We start from the raw sequence: 16918 nt of genomic DNA on the forward strand, positions 1-16918 counted from the left end.
GCTCAAGAAAACGATCCGGTCATTGGCGAAACAGATCAGCAGTGGTTTCAGCTTCAGGGAGACTGACGATGAACACTGCCGCGGCCGCCGTACACCGCCATACGCCGGATATCCAGGCCTTCGATGGCCGTGGCCTGGTGGTGCGCGAAGTCGCCTACCTGCGTCATCCCGACGATCCCCAGTCCCGAAGCCTGATCACCCAGCATCAATGGGACGCCCGTGGTTTTCTGGCGCAGAGCGCCGATCCGCGCCTGCGGGAGTCGGGCCTGTGCAACCTGCGCCAGCACACCGACCTGGCCGGCCAGGTGCTGTGTACCCGCAGCGCCGATGCCGGTGTCTCCCTGGTCCTCAACGATGCCGCCCGTCGGCCGGCGATGCGCTTCGACCATATTCGCCTGCTCGCCGATGACCGCGAGGACCAGGCCGAGATCGTCACCCGTCGCTGGGTCTACGAGGATGCGCAATTGCCGGGGCGCCCGCTGCAGATCAGCGAACAGCCTGCCGGCCAGGCGGCGCGGGTCACCGAGTGCTTCGTCTATGCGGGGGCTACCCCCGCGCAGCAGGCGCTGAATCTCGCCGGACGTTGTGTCAGGCACTACGACCCGGCGGGCCTGCTGGTGACCGACCAGGTGGCGCTCACAGGCGTGCCGCTGTCGCTGACCCGGTTTCCGCTCGATGCCGCCGACGACTTCGCCACCGAGGTCGACTGGCAGGCGCCGGAGGCCTTTCCGCGCCCGGACAGCCCGTCCCATACGAGTCTGAGCCGCACCGATGCCAGCGGCGCGCCGCTCACCTCGACGGATGCGGCCGGTCATTGCCAGCGCATCGCCTATGACGTGGTCGGCCAGGTCAAGGGCCGCTGGCTGACCCTGAAGGACGGCGCCGAACGCATGATCGCCGATGCCCGCACCTACGATGCCGTTGGCGGCCTGTTGCACGAGGTTCATGGCAATGGCGTGCAGGTCAGCCAGGCATATGAGGCGCAGACCCGGCGTCTGACCGCGATCCGCGTCGAGCGTCCCGCCGGACATCCGCTGGGCGCCGCACTGTTGCAGGACCTGCGCTACGAATACGATCCGGTCGGCAACGTCACGCGCATCGACAACCTGGCCGAAAGCCGCCGTTTCTGGCGCAACCAGGAGGTGCTACCGGAGAGCACCTACCGCTATGACAGCCTCTATCGCCTGGTTCAGGCCACGGGCCGGGAAATGGCCAGCGTCCGCTGGCAGGGCGGGCGTCAGGTCTCGGGCCCCGTTGCGCTGGATGACGCGACCTATACCCGCTACACCCGCAGCTACTGCTACGACAGCGGCGCCAACCTCACGCAGATCCGTCACAGCGCACCCGCCGCGGCCAGCAGTCACACCGTCGATATCACCGTCAGCGACCGCAGTTGCCGCGCCGTGCTCAGCAGCCTCGCCGCCACGCCAGAGGAAGTGGATGCTCTGTTCTCGGGCGCCGGCGGACAACGCAGCCTGCAGCCGGGCCAGGCGTTGCAGTGGACGCCGCGGGCCGAGTTGCGCGGTGTCGCGTTGGCGACCCGGGAAGACGGCACGGCGGATCGCGAGCACTACCGCTACGACGCCGACAGCCAGCGGGTGCTGAAATTCACCCGGCAAGCCAACCGCACGCAGCGGGTGCTCTATCTGCCCGGCCTGGAACTGCGCAGTTCCGGCAGCGGCGATGCGTCGGGTGAGCAGTTGCAGGTCATTCGCGTGGACATGGCCCGTGTCCTGCGCTGGACGCAAGACAAGCCGCAGGACATCGACAACGACCGGCTGTGCTACAGCTACACCACGCTGACCGGCAGTTGCGGGCTGGAGCTGGACGGCCAGGGCGCCGTCATCAGCCGCGAGGAATACTATCCCTACGGCGGCACCGCGATCTGGGCGGCGCATACCGAGGTGGAATTCAAGACGCGCCGCTATTCCGGCAAGGAGCTGGATGCCAGCGGCCTCTACTATTTCGGCCACCGTTATTACCAGCCCTGGGTTGGCCGCTGGTCGAGCGCGGATCCGGCGGGCACCGCGGACGGACTCAATGCGTACGTCATGGTCGGCAACAACCCGGTGAGTTTCTTCGACAGCGACGGCCTGATGCAGCGCTCGCCGCACGCCGCAGGCAAGCGACCCGCCACGCCCCCCTACGCCATCCTGACCACCGGTCTGACCCGTTTTCCCTCCCAGGAGCGACACCAGGTGCTCGAAGCGCTGGACGAGGCCAGCGGCATCATGCTCAAGGCGACCCAGCCAGAGCCACTGCCCGACGCCGAAATGCAGACCTGGTTCGGCCCCGCCCACGGGATGCAGACCTGGAACGTGGTACTCACCTGGGACAGGATCGCGCACCTGATGGCGATCTACCGGTCACCCAATCCTGGCTACGAGAAATTCCAACGCATTCTGTCGCCCGATCCAGAACAATATGCCGCGGTCAACAGCGACGATCCGGAAGGCAAGGTGCTGGTCGATACCGCCTTCTTCGACAGTGGCACGTCACTGCAGGAGCGGGCCGTGACGCTTATCCACGAGTTCTCCCATTTGCGCGACATATCGAAGATCAGTGTGAAGGGGCCTGGGGCGCGGGATTTCTTCTACCTGGCGGAAGGTGATCCACGACACGACTCGGACAAGATCGTCAACCGGGGCGTGGTGGCGGCCAGCGACATCACCGATACCGCTGCCCTGTTCAATGAGATCGCCGAGCTTGATGGTTTCGCGGTGCAGCAGGTGGACGAGACGATCATGACCTACACCCACCAGCGGAAATTCCAGTTCATGACCCCCCGGCAGGCACGCAACGAGTTCGAAACCCGGCCGTTGCTGCGAGCCCGGGTAGCGATGAAGAACGCTGACAGCATTGCCCATGGCGCGAACGCGATCGCCGCGCGGCGCTGACCCGCCGCTCGCGCTGGCCGGGACCGCCCGGCCAGCGCGAGCGTTCAGCCCTGCGCCAGCTCGTTCAACTGCGACGCCGCCGCCGCCGTCTTCAGCACCAGCACATCGCTTTCCAGCGAATCCAGCACCACCTCCGCGGTGTTGCCGATCAGCGCCCCGGTGATGCCGGTGCGGGCCACGGTGCCGATCACCGTCACCACCGCGTCCAGCTTGCTGGCGGTGTAGGGAATAAGCACATCCGCCGGCCCTTCGGCGACATGCAGGCGCTCGTCGCTGATATCGAATTCGGCCTGGAACGCCGCGCATTCCTCGCGGTAGCGCTGCTCGATGGTTTCCTTGAGCTGGTACACCGGATCCGCCGCCGACAGCATTGGCGACGGATGGGCACTGATCACGTGCAGGTCGCCCTTGGCCAGGCCGGCGATCGCGTAGCCGTGGTCGATGATGTCGCCGTGCAGGACGCGGTGGTCCTGGTCATGGTTGCCGACATCCACCGCGGCGAGGATCACCCCGCCACTCCACGGCCGCTCGGTCTTGACCATCAGCACCGCGGCCGGGCACAGGCGCAGGAGCTTCCAGTCGGAGGGGGTGAGCAGGGCCTTCTTCAGCGGGTTGTCCGGGCGGTGTTCCTTGATCACCAGCTCGCAGCCCTCGGCCTGCTGCACGTCGATGATCGACTCGTGAAGGGTGTCGTGCCAGGCCTGCTCGAAGGTGACGTTGTCGTAGCCATCGTCGTGCAACTGGCTGCTCAGCAGGCTGAGCAGCGCGCTGTGATCGTGCTTGCGGTCGCACATCAGCAGGTGCAGGCGCGCGCCGGTGGCGCCGGCGATGAGTTTGGCCCGGGTCAGGGCGCGGCTGTGGGCGTGGTCGGGATCGAGGACCACCAGAATGCTGCGGACGGCTTGCATGAGCGTGAACTCCCTTGGGGAAATGGCGAGCAATGACTGACTATAGTCGGCGCCCGACGCGTCGCGGCTTGATGCATATCAAAGCATAGTCACTGGTGATCGCCGCCGACGCCGGTATAATCGCCGCCCCTGTCGCCTCATGCCGTTCGTGAATCCATGCAACTCATCCCCGAAATCGAAGCCTTCCTCGGTTGCCGCACCCCCGACGCCTGGGTGCACGCGGCGCTGGCCGACCAGGAAACCCTGCTGATCGACCACAAGAACTGCGAGTTCAAGGCCGCCAGCACCGCCCTGAGCCTGATCGCCAAGTACAACACGCACATCGACCTGATCAACATGATGTCGCGCCTGGCCCGCGAGGAGCTGGTCCATCACGAGCAGGTGCTGCGCCTGATGAAGCGCCGCAGGATCCCGCTGCGGCCGGTGTCCGCCGGTCGCTACGCCTCGGGCCTGCGCCGCGTGGCCCGCGCCCATGAACCGGCCAAGCTGGTCGACACCCTGGTGATCGGCGCCTTCATCGAGGCGCGCAGTTGCGAGCGTTTCGCCGCGCTGGTACCGCACCTGGACGAGGAACTGGGCAAGTTCTACCACGGCCTGCTCAAGAGCGAGGCGCGGCACTACCAGGGCTACCTGAAGCTGGCCCTGCACTACGGCGATGCCGAGGATGTCCAGCGCACCGTGGACAAGGTGCGCGAGGTGGAAGTCGAGCTGATCCAGTCGCCGGACGAGGAGTTCCGCTTCCACAGCGGCGTCCCGGCCTGAAGCGTCGCGGCGCGAAGGTCTCTTCGCGCCCTTGAATCAGCAGGGTTGCACCGCCAGCCGGTTGCTGACCTTGCGCCCCAGTACCAGTACCGTCACGAAGCCGCAGCCCACCAGGGCGGTGGCCAGGCTCATCAGCACCGCGCTGCCGAGCTGGTCGACGATGCGCCCGCCGAAGAACGAGCCCAGCGCGATGATCACCTGGAACATTGCGACGAACAGCGGCATGCCGCGTTCGACATCCTTGGGCGCGACCACGAACATCCAGATGCTGGCGCAGGCCGGGAACGCCCCGAAGGCGAAGCCCCACAGCGCGATCAGCAGCGCCGCGCCGGTCAGGCTGGTGGCGAAGTAGGGGAACAGGAAGGTGCTGATGCCGATCAGCAGCGCCACCAGCATCAGCGTGTGGCGCACACTGCGGTTGGCGGCGAAGCCGGCGAAGATGTTCCCCGCGACCCCGGCGATGCCGTAGAGCAGCAGCAGCGAACCGATGGTCGGACCGTCGAAGCCGGCCCGTTCCTTGAAGAACGGCGCGACATAGGTATACGCGGCGAAGTGCGCCAGGCCGATCAGCAAGACCGCGATCAGACCGATCCGCGCTTGCGGATTGATGAACAGGGCCGGCAGGTCACTGACGCGAATGGCCTTCTCCGGATTGAGCCGTGGCAGCAGGAAGACCTGCGCCAGCAGCACCGGCACGCCCACCAGCGCGGTGGCGAGGAAGGTCATGCGCCAGCCCATCAGGCCGCTCAGCCAGGTACCCACGGGTACGCCCAGCACCGTGGCCAGGGTCACCCCGACCATGATGATCGACGTGGCCTGCGCCACGCCGACGCCCTTGGGTGCCAGGCGCCCGCTGAGGGCAATCGCCGTCGCCCAGAAGCCGCCGATGCTGATGCCCAGCAACACGCGGCCGAACAGCAGCAGGCTGAAGTCGCTGGCGAAGGCCACCACGATATTGGCGATGATCATGATCAGGGTCAGGCCGACCAGCAGGTAGCGCCGGTCCAGGGCACCGATGCCCACCGAGAGCAACGGCGCGGCGAGGGCGGCCATGATGCCGGGCAGGGTGACCATCAGGCCGGCCTGGCCGGCGCTGATGCCGAGGTCGGCGGCGACATCGTTGAGCACACCGACCGGGAGGAATTCACTGGTGACCAGGGCGAAGGCACCGATGGCCACGGAGAGGATGGCGAGCCATTGCTGGGTGAGGCTGCGCTGGTTTGGGTCGTCGAGGCTATGAGAGGCCTGGCTGGGGCTTGGCATGGTCTTGGGTTCCAAGAAGGGCGCCTGGAGCAGGCGAGGGGATGGGAAAATCGGGGGGCGATTATAGGAGTCGGGTCTGGGCGTCCGACAGACGGGCGGTTTGATAGTGATCATCAGGGGGATTGATGGAGCGGTTTGGGCTGAGGGGCTGTTTTCGAGCCAGGCAGCCTCACTGTGCTGTGGATGTTCAGCGAGACGCTGAGCTCGCAAACACCGTGCGCATCAGGTCAATGGTCTGGTCGATGGATGGGCCCTGTACCGCCGGTGGATCAGGACGCTCGCAAAACTCTCGCCATACAAAGAGGGTCAGCTCTGCACCGTCTGTTTGAGGCACGGTATTGTCGAGCGAGCCAAAAGCCTGGAGCGACCTGTATCTGTCGTCTTGCCAGAACAGGGTCTCGATCCAGGGGTAGATCGGGATGAAGTGGAAATGGATGGAGTGCCCGGCATCATGACCAAAACGGCTGATGTACAGACGTTGTGGATGCAGGTGCGCTTCGATGGCCTGTTGGGTTCTTGCCTGTAACGGCCCCAACTCTGCGAGCGCTTGCTCGGCCAGCGCGGCCAACGAGTTGGTGATCTGCTTTGCGCTGAGTATCAGATAGCCAGGCAACGCACTGTCAATGCGGTGGTTCAACACCCAGTGCGATGACTCATGGATGATGAAGCGAGGCGGTATGTCCATGCTACGGCCCTGAAGAATGATCGACGCAGGGTATCACTCGTGTTTTGAGCAGTGTCAGCTTGTGGTTGGGCTCAACTTCAGCCAGGCAACCTAAACGCTGCCCTCACGTTCGATGACCAGAATCCGCGCTTCTCCGCGAGGATGTGCAACGTGTTCACAGCCAACTCCCGCGAAAAACACATCGCCAACCGACAATGTCACGACGTGTTCAATGCCTGACTCGCGGTAGTGCATATCGACAATGCCGTCGAGGACGGCGAATACCTCCTCGCCATCGTTGACATGCCATTTGTACGGCTGGTCGGTCCAGTGCAGTCGAACGGTGGTGCCGTCCATGTTGGCTATGTCATCAGCCCCCCAGGCGCGAGTGGCGGTGAATTCCTTGCTTCGAATAACTCTCATTGGTCGTGGCGCTCGAAAAAGGTAGTGGGTTTGGACCGATGTATCAGAACCGCTGACCGTCCACGGCTAATCCCAAAGCGCAGACGGCACAACGCAGTCAATATTGAACTACAAGCGACTCAGTCAAGAGGGTGGTTGAACTCTCCAGTGATCCGCCAGGTTGTACTTATGTGTTCTTCAAATGACCCACCCAGCTCGAATGACGCTTGCGTCAGAGTCGCCATGAGCTTTGCGTTCACCCCATAGTCATCCGCATAGTTGATAGTGAGGTTGAACGCCTCCATTCCGTGATCGATCCGGTTTCTGGCAATTTCCTGCCATAACGGTTCGTGAGGAAACCACACAAGGCTGTCCGGAATTTTTGGGGTGGTGTTCCCTTTCAATGTGGCTTCGAACAACAGGCGCTCATCGGCTTTGCTTGACGATGAAAAGCCTGCCGAGCCCTGGTTACTGGCTTCTGGAACAACCGCCGAGAAATCCACGCCGAAATCGCGTTCCCAGCCTTTTTCATGCTCGACCCTGACTTTTCTGGCGCCTAACGAGGTGAGGAGACGAAGCACTTCGGCAAATTTATGTTCGAAGGCTTTTCTATGGAAGCTGGCAACCGGGTAGTAGAGGGTCGCGGAGGCGGGATGTCGGGCGTATACCACTTTTCGTCTCGGGTGACCTGGCGGGAACGTGATCGAATCCGATTCCTTCGTCGAGATTATTGCGATTTCTTCAGGGGTGGACTGAAGGGTATTCGCGAGTTTCTCCAGCCCACGTAACGTCAGAGCGTTCGTCCAGTTCCACGGATATTTTTCATCGAAAAGCTTTTCCCGCGCTTCGCGTATGTTGCGCGCCACCGAGCTTTCCCTGGCGTGCTCCACATCGTCAGCAACTACGACTAACTGATGTTTGAGATCGGTCTTCATTGGCGTGTCGTCTAATAGGAGGTATCGATTTGCCGATGATGCATGAGCACGCCGCGCTTGTGCCAGCGCCAAGCAGTTCGTCACAGGAACGCTGATCAGCTCACACTCCCGGCGTGCTTGCCGAGCCCTCCGGTGGGCTGTGTCATTGCTACCTCCCCATCGACAGTGCACCGCAATACATCAGGGCGAGCCAGGCTCAACATGATTTTCGCGTAGACCAATAGACTCGCTATCGCCGCTGCTGTCGTTCCAGTGAGAAACAACGCGGGAGCTCGCAGGATCAAGCCCGGCAGGAGCATCGCCACAGGCATACCCAGGAGGTACCAGGTACCTGTGTACAGCGGATCGGCACCCATGTTTGCGTAAAGGAGGACAGGGCTGATCAGCAGGATGGAGTAGGCAAGATCATTGTTACGACCAACTGTCATTCCCTGACCTCGCTCTCAGTTTCGTGCCCGCTGCGGGTGGCAAGTCGTTTACTCGATAGCTTCAAACGCCTCGTGATATTGCACAATGCCGGTTGCCAATTCACCGGCAAATGCCTGCGCCTGGAAATACTCGTGAGGGATCCCAGGTAATTCCAAACCTGGGTGGGCCTTGAAACCGAAGCGCCCATAATAGCCAGGATCCCCCAGCACTACGCAACCAATGCCGCCAAGGCGTTGCAACTCCGCCAGAGCGGCTTTCATCAAGGCTGAGCCAATGCCCTGGCCCTGACGATCTGGCCATACGGAGATCGGCCCGAGCCCGAACCAACCACTTGCGCCAGACGAAACCCGAACCGGGGAGATAGCGACATGGCCGATAATCCTGTCGTTCTCTACCGCCACCAGGGAGATGCTGAGCTGCTCGCTGCGGCGTAGTGCATTGACGATGAATTGCTCGGTGTGGCTTGAGTGCTCTTCATGCTCGAATGCTGCCGTGGTCAGTCGCGTTATAGTGTCGATGTCTTCGACGTGTTCGTTGCGGATTTTAATATTCACAGCGATTTTCTCTTCTCAAATAATGAACTGCGAGTTTCTGAATAAAGGCTTGCCGGTGCTATGCACCTTTTTTCTGCAATATGAATAGTTGGTAGCCATATTCGCCAAGGTACTGCCGATGGATATCCAGTTCCTTGGTGATGTCCGCAAGTGCCTTTGAGGAAAACTCTTGCGGGGAAAGTCTGGCGATCTTTTCACGCAGTGGCGCCAGGTAGTTTTCCCACGCCTGCTGGCTCAGTGGGAAACTGTTCAATACCTGATAGTCCAGCTTGGCAATAGTGGATAAGCGATCGTCCTCTGTTGTCATATCCGGGTAACTTTGGCACCAGAATGCCGAGGCTTCCCGGTGACGGTTATCGGTTAGCCACAGCAGATCACTGACCACCAGAAACCCTTGCGGTCTGATAAACGGCCTCCAGCTTTTCAGGGCTTTTTCAAAACCCATGATGTAAGCACTACCTTCCGCCCAGATCGCATCAAACTGCTGTCTTGCGAACGGCATCTCGGTCATGCTGGCGCAAACCAGCTTCACCCGTTCCTGCAAGGCTTTGTCTCCGAGGGTTTCGCGTAAACAGGTCAGGTTGTACTCATCATTGTCCAGGGCAGTAATCAGTGCCGGTGTGTGCTCAGCCAGCAGCACGGTGCTGACACCCCTGCCGCAGCCAATATCCAGCAGTGTGTGCGGTACAGCCGGCAGCGCGTGGAGTGCTTGCAGGGTATCTTCAGCAGATCCCGGCCCCAGGCGATCCAGGCCATCGAAAATCCGCTCGAAATCGGCCATGTACTGCTCGTGCTCATTCATGTCCTTCGACAGCCACTTCAAGCGCAGCGCCTGTTTTTCACTGAAGCCCTGCTTGAGCAGCCAGGTCAGGTGCGCTCCCGGTGCCTGGCTTTCCAGTGCCTGGTGCCCCCGCGCATGGAGGCCATCCCCAGCATGGACGCAAGCAGATCCCGGGATTGCTGTTTTTCGGTGATCTCCTGCTCCAGCGTCTGGAGACGCTCAAGCAGCAACGTTCTATCGATGCGCGTTTCCAGGCACGCCTGGCACTCCCTCAAGGTCAAACCGCCAGCCTGAAGCTGCTGCAACAACTTCAGCTGCTGTAGATCCTGATCCGAGTACGCGCGATAGCCGTTGGCCTGCCGCCTCGATGAGATCAGCCCCATCTTTTCGTAATAGAGCAGCGTGGAGCGGCTCAAGCCCACCTTCGCCGCCAGCTCGGAAATGCGATACATGAGCCTTCCCCTCACTTTGTAGGCTGCGACCCTAAACTATGAAGTTATAGACAGGTAAAGGGGCCGTGTGGATGTGTGGGGAGCAGCAACCTGTTTTCCCCTGTGCACGGCAACCTGGATCAGTAAGGAAATGGCGCATTTTCCTGCCCCCCGAAAACAGCTCGCATGCATGCAGGAACAACGTGGATGAAGCCTGCTACCTTCTAGATGGAGAGTGGGAATGAGCGATGACCCGACATCTCCTAAAAGAAGCGAAGCTGGCGATGATGTTGCGTAGGCAGTCGATGCGGTTACTTTACTGAGATCTGCGCTGGCCTATTTCCGCACACACACACACACAAGCCCAACTGAGTGGAAAGCCCGGTTATGGATATAAAAGGCTCCAAAGCAAGCGGTGCACCCAAGGCCCAGTCTGACACTGATATAGCAAGGCTGGACTCCATGAAAGCGTCCACGGTAGAAGCGGCCAGCACTGGTGGGGGGCTGTGGTACAGCTATCTGTTCCTGATGCTGTACATGCTCATTGCCGTCTCCGGAGTGACCCACGCCGACCTGCTGACCAGTAAAACGCTGACCTTGCCTGTCCTGAATGTGAACCTGCCGTTGCTGGGGTTCTTCTGGCTCGCGCCTCTTCTATTGGTGATCAGCCATGCTTACGTGCTTCTGCATTTCTCTATCATGAGATCGAAGCTGCAAGCGTTTACTACCGAGCTGCTCAGTAAAACCTGGGACATTGAAGCGCAAGAGTTTGCAAGGCGGCAGTTGCCAAACAGCATTTTTATCCAATTGCTGGCGGGTCCGCGCGAAATACGTAAAGGCACCCAGAGAGTGTTGTTGCTCATCATCTCCTTCGTCAGCCTGGCGATGGGGCCAGTGTTTGTTCTGTTTTTATTTCTGCTGCAGTTCTTGCCCTATCATCATGAAGGTTTGACCTGGTGGCATCGACTGTTGATCATGCTCGATCTGGTTCTGTTGATTAAATTATGGCCCCTCGCTGCAATGAGCGAGGGGGGAACGTCGAAAAGAAGTCGTTTCATCAGTATTGCAGTGGCAGTTTTACTGGGCGTGATGACTGTGACAGTCACCTTGTTTCCAGGCGAATGGCTCGATGAGCATTCCTATCAGCTACGCTTCATTCCCACCGCCTGGCCGAATCCTCATGGTGTGGCAGACGATTCTGCGTCGCCTGCCGTGAAGGAAAAGCCACGCGATAAACTTTGCGAAACCGAGTTCAACGCGGCTCCATGTCCTTCGGTTTTGAGTAAGGTCATGCGTGTTTCCGAAGATTTCATCGCCTCGATGAAGTGGATTTCTCTGCGCACTTTATTATTGGAAGGGGACGTCGATCTGAGAACCGGCAAACCGTTGAGTTTGTTTTCGAACCGGCTGGTTCTGCCATCGCACAACAATCCGGGGGCAGTCCTTTTCGAGGAAAGAAGCACAGGAGAACTTGATGCCACTCTGTCGCTGAGGGCACGGAATCTTCAGGGTGCGGTTTTTATCAATGCCAATTTCAGAGGCGCTGACTTTACTGCGGCAAACCTGCGCGGAGCCGTGTTGATTGGTGCTGATCTGCGCGGCGCGAAGATGGGGTGTGCGTCGAGCCAATTGAACGGTGCGGGAAGCAATTTTGTCGGAACGTATGTGGTCAAGGGTACGGATTGTACGCAATTGCAGAATGCTGATCTTTCGGCTGCCTTTTTGCAAAAGACCTCAATTGGAAAAGCAGTTTTCTCCAAGACGAAATTTGCAGGGGCGAATTTGCGGGAAGCCAGTTTGAGTGGCGCGAACATGCCGGGTACGGACTTCTCATATGCAGACCTGAGCGGTGCCAATTTAATGAATGCGGTTGTGGATATGTCAAATATGTCTCATGCGAAACTTATCGGGGCTCATCTTCAATATATCAGCGCGCTGAGGGTCGATTTCTCCGGCGCAAAGCTGGGCTTGGCCTGGATGGAGGGCGCTGACCTCAAAGGTGCAGTTTTCAAAGCGGCCAATCTGGATGGCACCAGTTTCATAAAGGCTGACGGTGTTGACCCGGAGACCTGGGAGAAATCCTGGCCGGTTTCGCGAAATACCACGATGCGTGAGAAGAAGGTCGCCAGCGTGTGGCTTGCGGCGGTATGTGACAGCAAGTATCCCGGTTTGGCCTTGCAGGCCGTATTGCTGCCTTTGGGCATGGCAGTGGAGGGGCAGTACATCGAAAGCCATTCTCCTTTTCTGAAAAACAGCCCGCTCCCGTATCGATTGATCGAGCGCTTCCGTGATTCGAATGCCTGCAAAGGGGCCAGATTCTTTACCGACGACCAGAGGCAGAGTCTCGAAGATATGGCAAACCAGAAAGCTGGAGTTTCGCCGCACGCTGATGTTACGCAGTGAGCGAAATCCGCATTTACCTTCGTAGATGCTCATCGATCAACCCCGCCACCCCCTCGGCATGACTCAGCCCCAGATCATGCCCGGCCTCGGGAAACACCACCAGCCGGGCATCCGCGATCAACTCCGCCAGCCGTTCACCCACCCGCACCGGGCTGATCGGATCGGCGCCGCCCCACAGCAGCAACACCGGCATGCGCAGTTCGTGCAGGCGGGCGCCGAGGTCGGTGCGGTCTTCGAGGAACCAGCGCGGCAGCTCCGGGTGTTCCGCGGCGAACTCCGCGCGCCAGTCCTCGGCGCCGAAGCCGGAGAGGTCCAGGCCGCCCGAGGTCACGGACAACACCAGGTGAGTGATCAGTTCCGGGCGCTCCAGGGCCATGCGGACCGCGACAACGCCACCCATGGATTGCGCGACCAGTGCCGTGGGCCTGTCGATTCTGTCGAGGGCCAGGGCGGCCAGGTGCTCCAGGCAAGTGATCCGTGGGTCGGGCGGTGTCGTACCGAACCCCGGCCAGCCCATGTGGCGGGTTTCGATCGGTGTCTTCAGGGCTTCGGCGGCCGGCTGCCAGAACCGTGTGTTACCGGAGGCGCCGGGCAGGAAAAGCAGTTGTTCGGGGGAAGGGGACACGGTTCGCTCCATGCGTTGTAAACCTCGATACAGGCGCCGCAGGATACCCGGGAATGAACAGGGCCTGGGACCGTTTTGCGGTCCTTTCGCAGTGCTTCGACACACGCCAAGCCAGCGCCTGCCAAAGCCGCTCATCCAAAGGTAAACCCGACCAATCTGCTCAGCCTTCCATCGGCAAAATACAAAGCAAGCTAATAAATGCCTGGACAATCAATGCCTGGGCAGACATATTTGTTTACATTGCTGCCTGAGCAGGTTTCTCACCGATGTCCCATTTCACCCCGGAAAACTTCCAGAGCTGCACCATCGGCATGCTTCTGGGCCGTGCCTCGCTGGTCAAGGACCGCATCCTCGACAGTCATCTGGAGGACTTCGGCGTCACCGCCGCGCAGTTCAAGGTGCTGATCATCGTCGCCCAGTTCGCCGTCGATACCCCGGCGGAACTGTGCCGCCACCTCGGTCTGGATAGTGGTTCGATGACCCGCATGCTCGACCGCCTCGAACAGAAAGACCTGATCGCCCGCAGCCGCTGCCCGGACGACCGGCGCCAGGTCCGCGTCGGCCTCACCGACGAAGGCCGCGCCCTGGCCGAGCGCCTGCCGCATATCGGCGCGGCGGCGATGAACGAGTTGCTCGGTGTCCTCGACCCCGAGGAACTGGCGACCCTCACCGCCATCCTGACCAAGGTTCTGCTCAGCGCCGGCGATGCCCTGACCCTGCTGCGGGTGGGGCATGAATGATCCGCGCCACCCAACAACAGCAGGCCGCGGCAACGTCGGCGGCCACCCGTCATCCATAAGGTATTCGCCATGGCCACTTCTTCGGACACTGCCGCCAACGAGCAGGACGTAAACAATCAGCGCAAGCGCAAGACCTGGCTGGTCGGCCTGGCGCTCGTGGTGGTGGCCCTCGGTGCCGGCACCTGGTTCTGGCACGAACGCTACGGGCGCTGGAGCGAAAGCACCGACGATGCCTACGTCAACGGCAACGTGGTGGAAATCACCCCGCTGATCACCGGCACCGTGATCAGCATCGGCGCCGACGACGGCGACCTGGTGCAGGCCGGGCAGGAACTGATCCGCTTCGACCCGAGCGACGCCGAGGTCGGCCTGCAGGCCGCCGAGGCCAAGCTGGCCCGCGCCGTGCGCCAGGTCCGCGGGCTGTACAGCAATGTCGACGGCATGAAGGCCCAGGTCGAGGCGCGCAAGGCCGAGCTGCAGAAAGCCCAGGAAAACTTCAACCGTCGCAAGATCCTCGCCGCCGGCGGGGCGATTTCCCAGGAAGAGCTGTCCCACGCCCGCGACGACCTGACCTCGGCGCAAGGTGCCCTGGCCAACGCCAGGCAGCAGCTCAATACCACCACCGCGCTGGTCGATGACACCGTGGTGTCGTCCCATCCGCAAGTCCAGGCCGCCGCCGCCGAGCTGCGCCAGGCCTATCTGAGCAACGCGCGCACCACCCTGGTGGCGCCGGTCACCGGCTACGTCGCCAAACGCACCGTGCAACTGGGCCAGCGCCTGGAGCCGGGCACCGCGACCATGGCGGTGATTCCGCTGGACCAGCTGTGGATCGACGCCAACTTCAAGGAAACCCAACTGCGCAACATGCGCATCGGCCAGGCGGTGGAGATCAGCACCGACCTGTACGGCAGCGAGGTGAAGTACAGCGGCACCATCGACAGCCTCGGCGCCGGTACCGGCAGCGCCTTCGCCCTGCTGCCGGCGCAGAACGCCACCGGCAACTGGATCAAGATCGTCCAGCGCGTGCCGGTGCGGGTGCACATCAACCCCGAGCAACTGGCCCGGAATCCGCTGCGCATCGGCCTGTCGACCACGGTCGACGTCGACCTGCACGACCAGAGCGGTCCGGTCCTGGCCCAGCAGCCGGCGCAGCAGGCGAGCTTCGCCACCCAGGTGTATGACCGCCAGCTGGTCGAGGCCGACACCCTGATCGCCCGCCTGATCCACGACAACAGCGCCAGCGACAAGACCGCGCAACGATGAGCAACCAGGCCTCGTTCACCCCGCCGAGCCTGGTCCTGACCACGGTCGGCCTGTCCCTGGCGACCTTCATGCAGGTGCTCGACACCACCATCGCCAACGTCGCCCTGCCGACCATTTCCGGCAACCTCGGGGTCAGCTCGGAGCAGGGCACCTGGGTGATCACCTCGTTCGCCGTGAGCAACGCCATCGCCCTGCCGCTGACCGGCTGGCTGAGCCGGCGCTTCGGCGAGGTCAAGCTGTTCATCTGGGCGACCCTGCTGTTCGTCCTGGCGTCGTTCCTCTGCGGCATTTCCCAGTCGATGCCGGAACTGGTGGGCTTCCGCGTGCTCCAGGGCGTGGTCGCCGGGCCCCTGTACCCGATGACCCAGACCCTGCTGATCGCCGTCTACCCGCCGGCGAAACGCGGCATGGCCCTGGCGCTGCTGGCCATGGTCACGGTGGTGGCGCCGATCGCCGGGCCGATCCTCGGCGGCTGGATCACCGACAGCTACAGCTGGCCGTGGATCTTCTTCATCAACGTGCCGATCGGCCTGTTCGCCGCCGCCGTGGTGCGCCAGCAGATGCGCGCGCGGCCGGTGCACACCAGCCGCCAGCCGATGGACTATATCGGCCTGCTGAGCCTGGTGATCGGGGTCGGCGCCTTGCAGATCGTCCTCGACAAGGGCAATGACCTGGACTGGTTCGAGTCGAACTTCATCATCGTCGGCAGCCTGATTTCCGCGGTGTTCATCGCCGTATTCATCATCTGGGAACTGACCGACAAGCACCCGGTGGTGAACCTGCGCCTGTTCGTCCACCGCAATTTCCGCATCGGCACCATCGTCCTGGTCTGCGGCTACGCCGGCTTCTTCGGCATCAACCTGATCCTGCCGCAGTGGCTGCAGACGCAGATGGGCTACACCGCGACCTGGGCCGGCCTGGCGGTGGCGCCGATCGGTCTGCTGCCGGTGTTGATGTCACCCTTCGTCGGCAAGTACGCGCACCGCTTCGACCTGCGCCTGCTGGCCGGCCTGGCGTTCCTGGCGATCGGCCTGAGCTGCTTCATGCGCGCGCAGTTCACCCATGAGGTGGACTTCCAGCACGTGGCCCTGGTGCAGCTGTTCATGGGCATCGGCGTGGCGCTGTTCTTCATGCCGACCCTGAGCATCCTGTTGTCGGACCTGCCGCCGCAGCAGATCGCCGACGGCTCGGGCCTGGCGACCTTCCTGCGCACCCTGGGCGGCAGCTTCGCGGCCTCGCTGACCACCTGGATCTGGATCCGCCGCGCCGACCAGCACCATGCCTACCTGAGCGAAAGCATCAGCACCTACGAGCCGGCGACGCGCGAGGCGTTGCAGCAACTGGGCGGGGCAGGTGGGGCGTCGTACCGGCAACTGGAGCAGATTCTCGGCAGCCAGGCGTACATGATGTCGACGGTGGACTACTTCACCCTGATGGGCTGGGTGTTCGCGGGGTTGATTCTGCTGGTGTGGCTGGCGAAGCCGCCGTTCGCGGCGAAACCGGGGCCTTCATCGGCGGGGCATTGAGCGGGGGTGTCGCGGGTACCCCCGGGGCGCAGTGGCTGCGCGCCCGTGGGTTGCGTTCACTCAGACCCGGTTGATCTGGGTGACGTACGGCTTGCCATTGATCGGCGCGTAGATTTCCACGATTGCCTTCCACACCACCTGGCTGGCGCCTGGCAGACTGGCATTGGCCTGGTAGCGGTAGTTGGTACCGTTGACTACCTGGGTCGCGACTTCGAGAGGCTCGTAATTCACACCCACGTACCCGGCAAGGGCTTCTTCGAAGACTGCCTTGTCCTGGGCGGTCAGTGGGTGATAAGGGGTCCATCCACCTACAAATTGCTCTTGAGCGGTCATGC

At 61.8% G+C, this 16918-nt stretch carries 16 protein-coding genes; 6 read left to right on the top strand and 10 right to left on the bottom strand.

Annotated elements, in window-relative coordinates:
* The first annotated feature begins 68 nt into the window (after positions 1-68).
* Positions 69-2897, top strand: a complete 2829-nt coding sequence (locus CHB99_RS18940) for an RHS repeat-associated core domain-containing protein (RefSeq protein ID WP_042125334.1) — start codon at positions 69-71, stop codon at positions 2895-2897.
* A gap of 44 nt (positions 2898-2941) precedes the next feature.
* Here the strand turns inward: CHB99_RS18940 and CHB99_RS18945 are convergent, their stop codons facing one another.
* Positions 2942-3805 (bottom strand): universal stress protein, encoded by an 864-nt coding sequence (locus CHB99_RS18945; protein WP_042125332.1) that lies wholly within the window; start codon positions 3803-3805, stop codon positions 2942-2944.
* A gap of 156 nt (positions 3806-3961) precedes the next feature.
* Here CHB99_RS18945 and CHB99_RS18950 point away from each other — a divergent pair, with 156 nt between their 5' ends.
* Complete coding sequence (locus CHB99_RS18950; RefSeq protein ID WP_042125330.1) at positions 3962-4567, top strand: MiaE family protein; 606 nt, start codon at positions 3962-3964, stop codon at positions 4565-4567.
* Positions 4568-4603: 36 nt separating this feature from the next.
* Here CHB99_RS18950 and CHB99_RS18955 read toward each other — a convergent pair whose 3' ends face one another.
* From CHB99_RS18955 to CHB99_RS29960, 7 genes are all read right to left on the bottom strand, one after another.
* The gene (locus tag CHB99_RS18955) at positions 4604-5830 is read right to left on the bottom strand and encodes an MFS transporter (protein ID WP_042125395.1); all 1227 of its coding nucleotides are present in this window, start codon (positions 5828-5830) and stop codon (positions 4604-4606) included.
* A gap of 187 nt (positions 5831-6017) precedes the next feature.
* Positions 6018-6515 (bottom strand): hydrolase, encoded by a 498-nt coding sequence (locus CHB99_RS18960; protein ID WP_042125328.1) that lies wholly within the window; start codon positions 6513-6515, stop codon positions 6018-6020.
* Between the two features lie 90 nt (positions 6516-6605).
* Positions 6606-6917, bottom strand: a complete 312-nt coding sequence (locus CHB99_RS18965; protein WP_042125326.1) for a cupin domain-containing protein — start codon at positions 6915-6917, stop codon at positions 6606-6608.
* Between the two features lie 119 nt (positions 6918-7036).
* The gene (locus CHB99_RS18970) at positions 7037-7831 is read right to left on the bottom strand and encodes a hypothetical protein (RefSeq protein ID WP_042125324.1); all 795 of its coding nucleotides are present in this window, start codon (positions 7829-7831) and stop codon (positions 7037-7039) included.
* Positions 7832-8307: 476 nt separating this feature from the next.
* Positions 8308-8814: a GNAT family N-acetyltransferase gene (locus CHB99_RS18980; RefSeq protein ID WP_042125320.1), complete on the bottom strand. Its 507-nt coding sequence runs from the start codon at positions 8812-8814 to the stop codon at positions 8308-8310.
* 58 nt (positions 8815-8872) lie between these two features.
* Positions 8873-9595 carry a class I SAM-dependent methyltransferase gene (locus tag CHB99_RS29955; RefSeq protein ID WP_212555916.1) on the bottom strand — a complete coding sequence of 241 codons (723 nt, stop codon included), beginning with the start codon at positions 9593-9595 and terminating at the stop codon, positions 8873-8875.
* An 86-nt stretch (positions 9596-9681) separates the two neighbouring features.
* On the bottom strand, positions 9682-10047 hold the full coding sequence (locus CHB99_RS29960) for a MerR family transcriptional regulator (RefSeq protein WP_212555917.1): 366 nt from the start codon (positions 10045-10047) through the stop codon (positions 9682-9684).
* A 441-nt stretch (positions 10048-10488) separates the two neighbouring features.
* Here CHB99_RS29960 and CHB99_RS18990 point away from each other — a divergent pair, with 441 nt between their 5' ends.
* On the top strand, positions 10489-12429 hold the full coding sequence (locus tag CHB99_RS18990) for a pentapeptide repeat-containing protein (RefSeq protein WP_167335864.1): 1941 nt from the start codon (positions 10489-10491) through the stop codon (positions 12427-12429).
* A 13-nt stretch (positions 12430-12442) separates the two neighbouring features.
* Here the strand turns inward: CHB99_RS18990 and CHB99_RS18995 are convergent, their stop codons facing one another.
* Positions 12443-13054, bottom strand: coding sequence for an alpha/beta fold hydrolase (locus tag CHB99_RS18995; protein WP_084702739.1), 612 nt, complete (start codon positions 13052-13054; stop codon positions 12443-12445).
* 266 nt (positions 13055-13320) lie between these two features.
* Between CHB99_RS18995 and CHB99_RS19000 the strand changes: the two genes are divergently transcribed.
* The 3 genes from CHB99_RS19000 to CHB99_RS19010 all read left to right on the top strand — a co-directional run bounded on the left by CHB99_RS19000 (position 13321) and on the right by CHB99_RS19010 (position 16583).
* Positions 13321-13794, top strand: a complete 474-nt coding sequence (locus CHB99_RS19000) for a MarR family winged helix-turn-helix transcriptional regulator (RefSeq protein WP_042125316.1) — start codon at positions 13321-13323, stop codon at positions 13792-13794.
* A 69-nt stretch (positions 13795-13863) separates the two neighbouring features.
* Positions 13864-15057 (top strand): HlyD/EmrA/EmrK family protein, encoded by a 1194-nt coding sequence (locus CHB99_RS19005; RefSeq protein WP_042125314.1) that lies wholly within the window; start codon positions 13864-13866, stop codon positions 15055-15057.
* On the top strand, positions 15054-16583 hold the full coding sequence (locus CHB99_RS19010; protein ID WP_042125312.1) for a DHA2 family efflux MFS transporter permease subunit: 1530 nt from the start codon (positions 15054-15056) through the stop codon (positions 16581-16583). The genes CHB99_RS19005 and CHB99_RS19010 overlap by 4 nt, the downstream gene beginning before the upstream one ends.
* 60 nt (positions 16584-16643) lie before the next feature.
* Here the strand turns inward: CHB99_RS19010 and CHB99_RS19015 are convergent, their stop codons facing one another.
* Positions 16644-16916: a hypothetical protein gene (locus tag CHB99_RS19015; protein ID WP_042125310.1), complete on the bottom strand. Its 273-nt coding sequence runs from the start codon at positions 16914-16916 to the stop codon at positions 16644-16646.
* Positions 16917-16918 lie beyond the last annotated feature (2 nt).

The organism is Pseudomonas japonica (assembly GCF_900188455.1).
GTDB classification, from domain to species: Bacteria; Pseudomonadota; Gammaproteobacteria; order Pseudomonadales; family Pseudomonadaceae; genus Aquipseudomonas; species Aquipseudomonas japonica.

What these genes read in the sequence shown, in the direction of transcription:
- CHB99_RS19000 (WP_042125316.1), top strand. Translation starts at nt 13,321, where the DNA reads ATGTCCCATTTCACCCCGGAAAACTTCCAGAGCTGCACCATCGGCATG.
- CHB99_RS18960 (WP_042125328.1), bottom strand. Translation starts at nt 6,515, where the DNA reads ATGGACATACCGCCTCGCTTCATCATCCATGAGTCATCGCACTGGGTG.
- CHB99_RS18970 (WP_042125324.1), bottom strand. Translation starts at nt 7,831, where the DNA reads ATGAAGACCGATCTCAAACATCAGTTAGTCGTAGTTGCTGACGATGTG.
- CHB99_RS29960 (WP_212555917.1), bottom strand. Translation starts at nt 10,047, where the DNA reads ATGTATCGCATTTCCGAGCTGGCGGCGAAGGTGGGCTTGAGCCGCTCC.
- CHB99_RS18990 (WP_167335864.1), top strand. Translation starts at nt 10,489, where the DNA reads ATGAAAGCGTCCACGGTAGAAGCGGCCAGCACTGGTGGGGGGCTGTGG.
- CHB99_RS18940 (WP_042125334.1), top strand. Translation starts at nt 69, where the DNA reads ATGAACACTGCCGCGGCCGCCGTACACCGCCATACGCCGGATATCCAG.
- CHB99_RS18965 (WP_042125326.1), bottom strand. Translation starts at nt 6,917, where the DNA reads ATGAGAGTTATTCGAAGCAAGGAATTCACCGCCACTCGCGCCTGGGGG.
- CHB99_RS19005 (WP_042125314.1), top strand. Translation starts at nt 13,864, where the DNA reads ATGGCCACTTCTTCGGACACTGCCGCCAACGAGCAGGACGTAAACAAT.
- CHB99_RS18945 (WP_042125332.1), bottom strand. Translation starts at nt 3,805, where the DNA reads ATGCAAGCCGTCCGCAGCATTCTGGTGGTCCTCGATCCCGACCACGCC.
- CHB99_RS18950 (WP_042125330.1), top strand. Translation starts at nt 3,962, where the DNA reads ATGCAACTCATCCCCGAAATCGAAGCCTTCCTCGGTTGCCGCACCCCC.
- CHB99_RS19010 (WP_042125312.1), top strand. Translation starts at nt 15,054, where the DNA reads ATGAGCAACCAGGCCTCGTTCACCCCGCCGAGCCTGGTCCTGACCACG.
- CHB99_RS19015 (WP_042125310.1), bottom strand. Translation starts at nt 16,916, where the DNA reads ATGACCGCTCAAGAGCAATTTGTAGGTGGATGGACCCCTTATCACCCA.
- CHB99_RS29955 (WP_212555916.1), bottom strand. Translation starts at nt 9,595, where the DNA reads ATGGCCGATTTCGAGCGGATTTTCGATGGCCTGGATCGCCTGGGGCCG.
- CHB99_RS18955 (WP_042125395.1), bottom strand. Translation starts at nt 5,830, where the DNA reads ATGCCAAGCCCCAGCCAGGCCTCTCATAGCCTCGACGACCCAAACCAG.